We start from the raw sequence: 9,010 nt of genomic DNA, 5'->3' as shown, positions 1-9,010 counted from the left end.
GCAAGCGCGTACGGTGGGAAAATCGCGGGATGGCGGGCGCGACGACTGATTAGCATGCCCGGCATGACGACCCTTGTACGCCGTGCACTGCCCGAGGACGCGGAGGAAGTAATCCGGCTGCGTCAGGTGATGATCGATTCACTGGCCCGGTCCGATGCCTCCACCGGGTGGCACGCGGAGTCCCTGCCCGTGCTGCGCGGCAGGCTGGCCGAGCCGGACGGCGTCTTCGCCGCGTTCGTCGTGGACCATCCGGAGCGCCCGGGGGCGTTGGCGGCGCTGGTGGCCGGGACGATCGACTACCGCATCGGCGGCGCGGGCAATCCACAGGGCACCGACGGTTACGTGTTCAGCGTCGCCACCGACCCGGACACGCGCCGCCGCGGGTACGCGCGCGCCTGCATGGAAGGGCTGCTGGAGTGGTTCCGCGAGCGTGGCGCCCGGCGGGTCCGTCTCACCGCGTCCACGCAGGCCGAGCCCATGTACGTGTCGATGGGCTTCCGGCTCAAGCCGAACCCCTTGCTGGAGCTGCGGCTCTGAGCGCTTAGGCTCGACGCCATGTCCTTGCAGAGCCTCGCGTCGATCGAGAACTGGCCGGTCCCCACCGCCGCGGCAGGCGTCGTACGTGCCGACGGCACGCCCCTCGGCACCCACGGCCCGGCCACGCACCGCTTCCCCCTCGCCTCGGTCACCAAGCCGCTCGCGGCCTACGCGGCGCTCGTGGCGTACGAGGAGGGTGCGATCGAGCTGGACGAGCCCGCCGGGCCGCCCGGGGCGACGGTCCGCCACCTGCTCGCGCACACCTCGGGCCTGGCCTTCGACGAACACCGGGTGACCGCCCCGCCCGGGGACCGCCGGCTGTACTCCAACGCCGGTTTCGAGCAGTTCGGCGACCACATCGCGAAGGCGGCGGACATGCCGTTCGCCGAGTATGCGCGCCAGGCGGTGCTGGAGCCGCTGGGCATGACGGCGACCTCGCTGGAGGGCTCCCCGGCGAAAGACGGCGTGTCCACGCTCGAGGACCTGCTCCGCTTCGCCGCCGAGGTCCAGGCCCCGCGACTGCTGGACCCGCGCACGGTCGCCGAGGCGATGACGGTCCAGTACCCCGGCACGAAGGGCGTCCTGCCGGGCTACGGCCACCAAAGCCCCAACGACTGGGGCCTCGGCTTCGAGATCCGCGACGGCAAGTCCCCGCACTGGACGGGCTCCGCCTCCTCCCCGCGCACCTTCGGCCACTTCGGCCAGTCCGGCACGTTCCTGTGGATCGACCCGGACGCGGCCATCGCCTGCGTGGCCCTCGCCGACCGCGCGTTCGGCCCCTGGGCGGTGGAGGCGTGGCCGCCCTTCACGGACGCGGTACTCGCGGAAGTACGAGGCTGACGACCCTCACCGGGCTGGAGCAGGAGGCACACGCGACGGATTCGGTCACGTCGGATGTGCCTCCCTCTCAACGTCGGCAGCCTGCGGACCGGTTACGTGATTCACGCCACAAGACTGCGACGCACTGCGTACGCTCGACTACGCACAGAAACGAACGTCGTAAGGCGTCGCTGTCCGTAGTCCCGGAGTGAGGTGCCGCAGTGGCCAACATCCAGTCCCTCGACCCGACCGCGTCCCCACTCGACTACTACGGCTGGGAACTGCGCCGCCAGCGCGAGGCCCACGGCCTCAAACAGGGCCAGCTCGGCGACATCATCTTCTGCACCGGCTCACTGGTCGGCCAGATCGAGACCACGAAGAAGGTCCCGACCAGGGACTTCTCCGAGCGCCTGGACGCCGCGCTGGGCACCGACGGCCTGTTCTCCCGCCTGATCGGCCTGGTCCTGCGCAGCCAACTCCCCACGTGGTTCCAGCCGTACGCGGAGATGGAGGCGAAGGCGACGTACATCTCCACGTATCAGGCGCAGTTGGTGTACGGGCTGCTGCAGACGGAGGAGTACGCGCGGGCGGTGCTCAGCGTTGAGGGCGGCAATGTGGACGAGATGGTCGCCGCCCGGCTGGAACGCCAGCGCATCCTCCAGCGAGACCAGCCACCCGCGCTGTGGGTCATCCTGGACGAGGCGGCCCTGCTGCGAGAGATCGGTGGGCGGGACGTCATGCGTGGTCAACTCGCCCACCTGCTGGGCTTCGCGGCCGCACCCTGGGTCCAGATCCAGATTCTGCCGCTTGCTGCGGGCCAACACGCGGGCATGATGGGTACGTTCACGCTGCTGAGGTTCGACTCAAACCCTGACCTCTTCTACAAGGACGGCTACGACCAAGGTCACATGACCGCCAGCCCGAATGTGATCAAGGAACGCTCATTCGGCTACGCTCGACTGCAAGCCTCAGCCCTCTCCCCCGAGGACTCGGCGAGACTGATCACCCGCGTGATGGAGGAACGCTATGCGGTCCCGGACAGCACCGAGCAACGTTGAGTGGCGCAAGTCCAGTTACAGCGGAAGCAACGGCGGCGAATGCGTCGAGGTCGCCGAGAACTGCCCCATCGGCTCCGTCCCCGTGCGCGACAGCAAGAACCCGGCCGGTCCGGTCGTGACCGTGGGTGCACACGCTTGGCAGACGTTCGTCGACGGCCTGCGGTAGTCCGCGCAACACCTGTCGTCACACCGTGAGCGACTACGGCTACCCATACGCCTCGGAAGAGGTACTGGCTGAGCGAAGCGGAATCGCTGACCGCGTATGTGAGGAACTGCGCATGGCCGGCCTCCCAGTCCATCGCTGGAATCGCGACGTGGATGGATCGGTCGGTGCAGAAGTCGCCGTTGATCCGGGGGAAGATTCAGCGGGAGGGATCTTCGTGACCTGGACAGCCAATTTCGGGCCAGCTCTCACTGAGAGCCTGCTGAGCGGAGACCTGCAGGCACCGGTGATCCGACAGAACGGAGCCGTTGCTCGGCACATGCAGGAAGCCATCATCGGAATCCTCGGGGCAGCAGGGCTTGAAGCTGCCCCCAGCAAGGACGACATGGACCCGCTGGCGGTACGCGTCACCCCTGGATAGCTCCAACTGCATGTCCATGCCGAAATCATGTTCGGGCAGGAGCAAGCGTAATGAGCTACACCCTGAGCCTTTACAGGTTCACGGACGGCGAGTTGGCCGAGCCCGACATGGACGTGGTCCGGGCAGTCCTCTCGCCCGTCCGCGCCGGGCGGGAGAAGGTCGGCGACGGCGCCACGCAGTACTGGATCCGGGCCGATGACGGCAGCGAAGCCGAGGTGAGCATCTTCGAAAACTTCGTCAGCGTGGAAAATCCGCAGGCCGGTGAGGTTTGGAAGATCGTCATTAAGCTGACGGATCGACTTGGCGCGGGAATCCTCATTCCCAGCGGCGCCTTCCTCTGCCCTGAGGGCATGCGCGTACACCTGCCCGAGGGAATGGAGGACGATTCCGTCTTCATTCCCGCGATCACCCTGGCGGCCTTCGAGGCAGGGAGCTGACGGAAAATAACTCCTCTGTTTGAGTGGGCTGTTGGCCCGTAGGATGCAGGGGTGACGGAGGGGACCGAGGCGAATCTGGCAGGGGTGTTCGAGTTGCTGTTGCCGCATCTGGATGAGCGGCAACGGCGGTTGGTGCTGGGGGCTGCCGTCCGGGCACGGGGGCACAGCGGAGTTCGCCTGGTGGCTGAAGCTGCGGGAGTGGCGGCGTCCACGGTGTCGCGCGGGCTGCGTGAACTGAAGCAGGCGATGAGCCCGGTGGCCGGGTCCGGGGGCCGCAAGCGACTACGGGATGTCGATCTGAACCCCGCTCCAGACCCAGCCGCGTCATGGCCACCGCCCCGGCGTCCCGGACCCACTCCCCGATCGCGGTGAAGCCCCGTGCTCCGGCCATGACCGCGCACACCGCGACCGCGATAAGAGCTCCTGCCGGATGGCGGACCCCGCGCAGCCGGCGCGGATCGGGCATCCGGCCGAGCAGGTCAAAGAGGAGCTCGTGATCCGGAACGGGCGTGCGAACAGGTGCGGAGATGCGGGACGATGGCATGACGCAGGCGTTGTTCCCTGGTCGGACAGAAGGCGTAGGAACCTCCATCCAACCGGACCGGAGCACGCCCGCGCACCTCACCCACCGCAAAACCCCACGTCACGGGGCTACCAGACGAATTTACCGGAGCCCTGGGGGTAGGGGTGACGGTGTTCCAGGGCTTTCTGGAGCGGTGAGAGGCCGCCGCCGGTACTTCCGGCGGCGACCTCTCGCTCGCGCACTTCGGGTCCTGGCTAGTGCTCAGAGCCCCTCTCGGGCATCGCCGCGTACATCGCGTAGTACTTCGCATACATGTGGGCCAACTTCGGCCCATGCGCATCGTCCCGCATGGCCAGGAACTCAAGCAGGAGGGACAGCAGCAGGTCGACAGCCTCCTGCTGTTGCTCCGGCGTCAGCTGGCCCAGTTTGTTCCAGCCCATGGGCTGGAGGTCGGGGAACGCCTCGTCAAGGACGAGCGCTTGCCATCCGAAGCTGGTGCATTCTCCCTTGCGCACGACCATCCACTCGGTGAATCCCCGCATGAGCCCGCCCGAGCGGGCCACGTTGAATCCGACGAGAAACATGTGCACGTTTTCGTACGATCCCTCGAAGCCGTAGAGCCCGGGTCTGGATCGGACCTGCTCGATGACTTCCCTGTCGTTCATGGATGTCCTTAGAACCCGAAATCGATGATATCGCCGAAGTCCCACTGGGCCTTGTACTCCGCGATTGACTCCCCGCCCTTCGGAGTGAACGCGTCGTAGACCCGGCCATTGAGTACTACTACGACGTGGTTGCCGTTGTTCCAGTTGATGGTCTCCTGACGACGATAGTTGCCAAAGAACGTGCCTGCCGGGCCAAATCGGACGATCTGACCGTCGCCCAGTACTCCAGTCGCACTTCGTGATCTGACGGGGTGACGGGCGGTGTGGGGGCGCCGGGGCATGGGCGAGGCCACCTGTTGATCATGGTGTTGTGACGCATCATGAAGATCAGGCGGCCTCTGCCGTCAGCATAGATCCCTCGTTGTTCCAGGAGAAGTTCGACGAGGTCGAGGCCGAGCTGGCGCCGCTGTTCGCCCGTCGTGAGCCTCGGGCGCATGCCGTGGCGTACGTGCGCGGCCTGCTGGCCGACCTGCCGCGCAAGAACTGCTGGACGCTGGCCGAGCACGCCGGGCGGACGCGTGCGTTCGGGATGCAACGCCTGCTCTACCAGGCTGTCTGGGACGAGGACGGCGCCCGCGACGCGGTCCGCCGCTTCGCCGTGCGTCACCTGACCGCTCCCGGCGCGGTGCTGGTCTTCGACGAGACCGGCCAGGAAAAGAAGGGCACCGCCACCGCCGGGGTCGGACGCCAGTACACCGGCACGACCGGCCAGGTCAGCAACGCGGTGGTCGCGGTGTACTGCACCTACGCCAGCGCCCTGGGGCACTGCCTGATCGACGGTGACCTGTACGTCCAGGAGCACTGGGCCAAGGACCCCGACCGTTGTGAACGTGCCGGCCTGGGACAGGACTTCACCTTCCGCACCAAGACCGCCATCGCCCTGGAACAGGCCCGACGGACACTCGCGGCCGGCGTCGCAGTTGACTGGGCGGCGGGCGACGAGGTCTACGGCCGCAGCTCCAGACTGCGCGGCTTCTTCGAGGAGCACGCCATCGGCTACGTCTTCGCCGTCGGCATCAACTTCCAGGTGTCCACCGGCGTCGGGCCGATGCGTGCCGACCTGCTGACGGCACGGAAGATCCCCAAACGGGCGTGGAACCGGCTCTCGTGCGGACAGGGCGCCAAAGGGCCACGCGTCTACGACTGGGCCCTGGCCGCCACGGCCGGCCCCCGGCACCATCTACTGGTCCGCCGCTCCCTCGCCGACCCCACCGAACTGGCCTTCTTCTACACTTACGTACCACCGGGCCGGTCGATGGCACTGGCCGATCTCGTCAAGATCGCCGGGATCAGACGGGCGGTCGAGGAGGACTTCGCCAACGGCAAGGACGCCGTCGGCCTCGACCACACGCAGGCCCGCCGCTACCGCTCCTGGCGCCGACACGTCGTGCTCGCGATGGCCGCCCTCGCCCTGCTCGCCGTGATCGCCAGCCTGGACCGATGCGCCCATCCCGACCCGGTCCTGCCTGCCGACGGCAATGCGGCCCCGCCCGAGCACTTCGGCCAGATCGCATTGACCGTCACCGAGGCCCGCCGCCTGTTCCAACTGTTCACTGCCCTGCTGCGGGACCTGCCCACCGCCGTGGCCACCCGCCGGATGATCTTCCACCTGCAATGGTCCAGCTGGCGACGCCGCCACCAAGCCCGCTCCCGCTGGCACCACTACAAGCGCCACCTGGCCGCCCTTGCGTGATTCCGCGCCTCAACCACCCGTCAGATCACGAAGTGCGACTGGAGTAACAGGAGCACCTCGACCGGCGTCACCACCACCGCGTCCAGCGCCTCGGCGTTCGTGACGCGGACCGCGTCGCCCGCGGTCAGCTCCTCGTCGCCCAGGCGTACCTCGCCCCGCACCACATGGACGTACACATACGCCCCGTCCGGCACCGCCGTCCGCTCTCCCGGCGACAGACGGCGTACGTTAAGCATCACGCCGGCCTCGGGGACGGCGTACGACGCGCAGGCCGCCAAGCTGACGGCGGACGCCGCGGTCAGGACCGGGACCACGGTTGGAGCCCACCCCGGCACACTTCGGAATCGCCCATCAGCACACAAGATGAGGCTGAGTACAAGATGACCGAGCTGGAGAAAATTGCGGGCGAGCTGCAAGCGGCCCACGCCGAAGGGATGGACGCGATGGAACTTGCCTTGCTTTCCCGAGAGAGAATGGGGGCGACGTTCGGCGTCATCTCATTCATCGCCGTCTTCCGTCACGCGTTCGACATCCCCCTACCTGTATTGCAACGCGCTCAGGCATGGGAGCGATTCGACTGGGGAGACAAGCATATAACTGACGAGGAGTTCTGTGCTGTCCTTTCACCATGGTTGACGGTGCGTCAGCAGTAGGACAACTGAGGTCGAGATCACCCGACGTCTTCACGGCGCCGCCATCTCCCACAGCAGCACCTCTGCCCGCGTCACCGCCACCGCGTCCAGCGCCTCGGCGTTCGTGACGCGCGCCGCGTCGCCCGCGGTCAGCTCCTCGTCGCCCAGGCGTACCTCGCCCCGCACCACATGCACGTACACAAACGCCCCGTCCGGCACCGCCGTCCGCTCCTCCGGCGACAGGCGGCGTACGTGGAGCATCGCGGCGGCCTCGGGGACGGCGTACGGGGTGGAGTCGGCGATGCCGTGGACGATCTCGTAGGCGGGGTCGCCGCCGGGGTCGTGCGGGGCCAGCCACATCTGGACGAAGGTGAGGGGGACGGCGGCGTCGTTGCGTTCGATGTGGCGGACGCCACCCGCCGAGCTGAGGCGTTGCACGTCCCCGGCGCGGACGACCGTCTCGTGGCCGGTGCTGTCGCGGTGGGTCAGTTCGCCCTCCACGACCCAGGTGACGATCTCCGTGTGGCTGTGCGGGTGCTCGTCGAAGCCCGAACCGGGCGCGAGGCGTTCCTCGTTGCAGGCGATCAGCGCTCCGAAGCGGAGGTTGTCGGGGTCGTAGTGGGGGCCGAAGGAGAAGGCGTGGCGGGAGGTGATGCCCGCCGCCTCGTCGCCTCCGGGGTAGCGCTCGTCGGCGCGCCGTACGTCCATCACGTCGTCCACCGTAGCCCCGGCGGCACCCCCGCCCGTTCCGATAAGGCAGTCTTGTCCCCGTGCCCGAACCCGAAACCGGCAAGCCTGACGCCCCCGCCCAGCCCGCCCACCCGCATACCGCGACGCTGAAGCGGCTGGAGCAGTCCTCCGGGTCGCTCGCCGCGCAGGCCATCGCGCGCATGGACGAGACCCTGTCGTGGTACCGGGCCATGCCACCGGAGAACCGTTCCTGGATCGGGCTGGTCGCCCAGGCCGGCATCGCCGCGTTCACCGAGTGGTTCCGGCGGCCGGACGCGCCCCAGGCCATCTCCACCGATGTCTTCGGCACGGCGCCCCGGGAGCTGACCCGGGCGATCACGCTGCGGCAGACCGTGGAGATGGTGCGGACGACCATCGAGGTGATGGAGTCCGCCATCGACGAGGTGGCCGCGCCCGGTGACGAGTCGGTGCTGCGCGAGGCGCTGCTCGTGTACGCGCGGGAGATCGCCTTCGCGACCGCCCAGGTGTACGCGCAGGCCGCCGAGGCACGCGGTGCCTGGGACGCGCGCCTTGAGTCGCTGGTGGTGAACGCCGTGCTCAGCGGGGAGGCCGACGAGGGGGCGGTGTCGCGGGCCGCCGCGCTGGGGTGGAGCTCGCCGGAGCATGTGTGTGTCGTGCTGGGCACCGCTCCCGACGGGGACTCCGAGCTGACGGTGGAGGCGATCCGGCGCGCGGCCCGGCATGCCAAGCTCCAGGTGCTGACCGGGGTGCTCGGGGACCGGCTGGTGGTGATCGCGGGGGGCAGTGACAATCCGCTGGCCGTCGCGAAGTCGCTGATCGGGCCGTTCGCGCAGGGTGCGGTGGTGGCCGGTCCCGTGGTGCCGGACCTGCAGGCCGCGACCCGGTCCGCGCAGGCCGCCGCGGCCGGGCTGAAGGCCGGTACCGCCTGGCAGGACGCTCCGCGCCCCGTGCTGGCGGACGATCTGCTGCCGGAGCGCGCGATCGCCTCCGACCCTTCGGCCCGCGAGCAACTGGTGGAGGAGATCTACAGACCGTTGGAGGAGGCCGGGGCGGCGCTCCTTGAGACGCTCAGCGTCTATCTGGAGCAGGCGAGCAGTCTGGAGGGCGCTGCCCGCATGCTCTTCGTTCACCCGAACACCGTGCGCTACCGGCTCCGACGTGTGACTGACGTCACCGGATGGTCACCCTCTGATGTACGGTCTGCGTTCACACTGCGGATCGCGCTCATCCTGGGGCGTCTGGCCGATGGAGATCCGCAACTCTAAGCTTTTGTCGGGGGTCCACAAAACCCCTTCGTGTTCTTCGTCCCTGTCCTCACGGGCGGTCTTGGCCGTCCTCAAGAGAGAGTGTG

Annotated in this window: 13 protein-coding genes and 1 pseudogene; 9 read left to right on the top strand and 5 right to left on the bottom strand. The window is 68.2% G+C overall.

Annotated elements, in window-relative coordinates; genetic code table 11:
• Positions 1-54 precede the first annotated feature (54 nt).
• From KUM40_RS10140 to KUM40_RS10115, 6 genes are all read left to right on the top strand, one after another.
• The gene (locus KUM40_RS10140; protein ID WP_217165282.1) at positions 55-537 is read left to right on the top strand and encodes a GNAT family N-acetyltransferase; all 483 of its coding nucleotides are present in this window, start codon (positions 55-57) and stop codon (positions 535-537) included.
• A gap of 18 nt (positions 538-555) precedes the next feature.
• Positions 556-1,377, top strand: a complete 822-nt coding sequence (locus KUM40_RS10135) for a serine hydrolase (protein ID WP_217165280.1) — start codon at positions 556-558, stop codon at positions 1,375-1,377.
• Positions 1,378-1,577: 200 nt separating this feature from the next.
• Positions 1,578-2,414 carry a helix-turn-helix transcriptional regulator gene (locus KUM40_RS10130; protein ID WP_217165278.1) on the top strand — a complete coding sequence of 279 codons (837 nt, stop codon included), beginning with the start codon at positions 1,578-1,580 and terminating at the stop codon, positions 2,412-2,414.
• Positions 2,383-2,580, top strand: a complete 198-nt coding sequence (locus KUM40_RS10125; RefSeq protein ID WP_217165276.1) for a DUF397 domain-containing protein — start codon at positions 2,383-2,385, stop codon at positions 2,578-2,580. The genes KUM40_RS10130 and KUM40_RS10125 overlap by 32 nt, the downstream gene beginning before the upstream one ends.
• Positions 2,581-2,605: 25 nt before the next feature.
• Entirely contained in the window at positions 2,606-2,998 is a 393-nt protein-coding gene (locus tag KUM40_RS10120) for a hypothetical protein (protein WP_217165274.1), read from the top strand.
• A gap of 50 nt (positions 2,999-3,048) precedes the next feature.
• Entirely contained in the window at positions 3,049-3,435 is a 387-nt protein-coding gene (locus KUM40_RS10115) for a hypothetical protein (protein WP_217165273.1), read from the top strand.
• Here the strand turns inward: KUM40_RS10115 and KUM40_RS42640 are convergent.
• The 3 genes from KUM40_RS42640 to KUM40_RS10095 all read right to left on the bottom strand — a co-directional run bounded on the left by KUM40_RS42640 (position 3,404) and on the right by KUM40_RS10095 (position 4,916).
• Positions 3,404-3,979 (bottom strand): transposase family protein, encoded by a 576-nt coding sequence (locus KUM40_RS42640; RefSeq protein WP_374227364.1) that lies wholly within the window; start codon positions 3,977-3,979, stop codon positions 3,404-3,406. The genes KUM40_RS10115 and KUM40_RS42640 overlap by 32 nt on opposite strands.
• A gap of 233 nt (positions 3,980-4,212) precedes the next feature.
• On the bottom strand, positions 4,213-4,623 hold the full coding sequence (locus tag KUM40_RS10100) for a hypothetical protein (protein WP_217165271.1): 411 nt from the start codon (positions 4,621-4,623) through the stop codon (positions 4,213-4,215).
• Positions 4,624-4,631: 8 nt separating this feature from the next.
• On the bottom strand, positions 4,632-4,916 hold the full coding sequence (locus KUM40_RS10095) for a hypothetical protein (RefSeq protein WP_217165269.1): 285 nt from the start codon (positions 4,914-4,916) through the stop codon (positions 4,632-4,634).
• A 17-nt stretch (positions 4,917-4,933) separates the two neighbouring features.
• On the opposite strand from KUM40_RS10095, the gene KUM40_RS10090 reads away from it, so the two are divergent.
• Entirely contained in the window at positions 4,934-6,316 is a 1,383-nt protein-coding gene (locus KUM40_RS10090) for an IS701 family transposase (RefSeq protein ID WP_374227363.1), read from the top strand.
• Between the two features lie 20 nt (positions 6,317-6,336).
• Here KUM40_RS10090 and KUM40_RS10085 read toward each other — a convergent pair.
• Positions 6,337-6,582: pseudogene (locus tag KUM40_RS10085) on the bottom strand (hypothetical protein); the annotation flags it as partial.
• 114 nt (positions 6,583-6,696) lie between these two features.
• Here KUM40_RS10085 and KUM40_RS10080 point away from each other — a divergent pair.
• Positions 6,697-6,969 carry a hypothetical protein gene (locus KUM40_RS10080; RefSeq protein WP_217165267.1) on the top strand — a complete coding sequence of 91 codons (273 nt, stop codon included), beginning with the start codon at positions 6,697-6,699 and terminating at the stop codon, positions 6,967-6,969.
• Positions 6,970-6,999: 30 nt separating this feature from the next.
• On the opposite strand, the gene KUM40_RS10075 is transcribed toward KUM40_RS10080, so the two are convergent.
• The gene (locus KUM40_RS10075) at positions 7,000-7,656 is read right to left on the bottom strand and encodes a pirin family protein (RefSeq protein ID WP_217165340.1); all 657 of its coding nucleotides are present in this window, start codon (positions 7,654-7,656) and stop codon (positions 7,000-7,002) included.
• 62 nt (positions 7,657-7,718) lie between these two features.
• On the opposite strand from KUM40_RS10075, the gene fasR reads away from it, so the two are divergent.
• A complete protein-coding gene (fasR, locus tag KUM40_RS10070) occupies positions 7,719-8,924 on the top strand; it encodes a fatty acid biosynthesis transcriptional regulator FasR (protein ID WP_217165265.1) in 1,206 nt (401 codons plus the stop codon).
• The last annotated feature ends 86 nt before the right edge of the window (positions 8,925-9,010 follow it).

The sequence above is a fragment of the Streptomyces sp. AC512_CC834 genome (assembly GCF_019049325.1).
Classification (GTDB): Bacteria; Actinomycetota; Actinomycetes; order Streptomycetales; family Streptomycetaceae; genus Streptomyces.
Note: the sequence above shows the minus strand (reverse complement) of the source record. Positions and strands in the feature narration are given on the sequence as shown.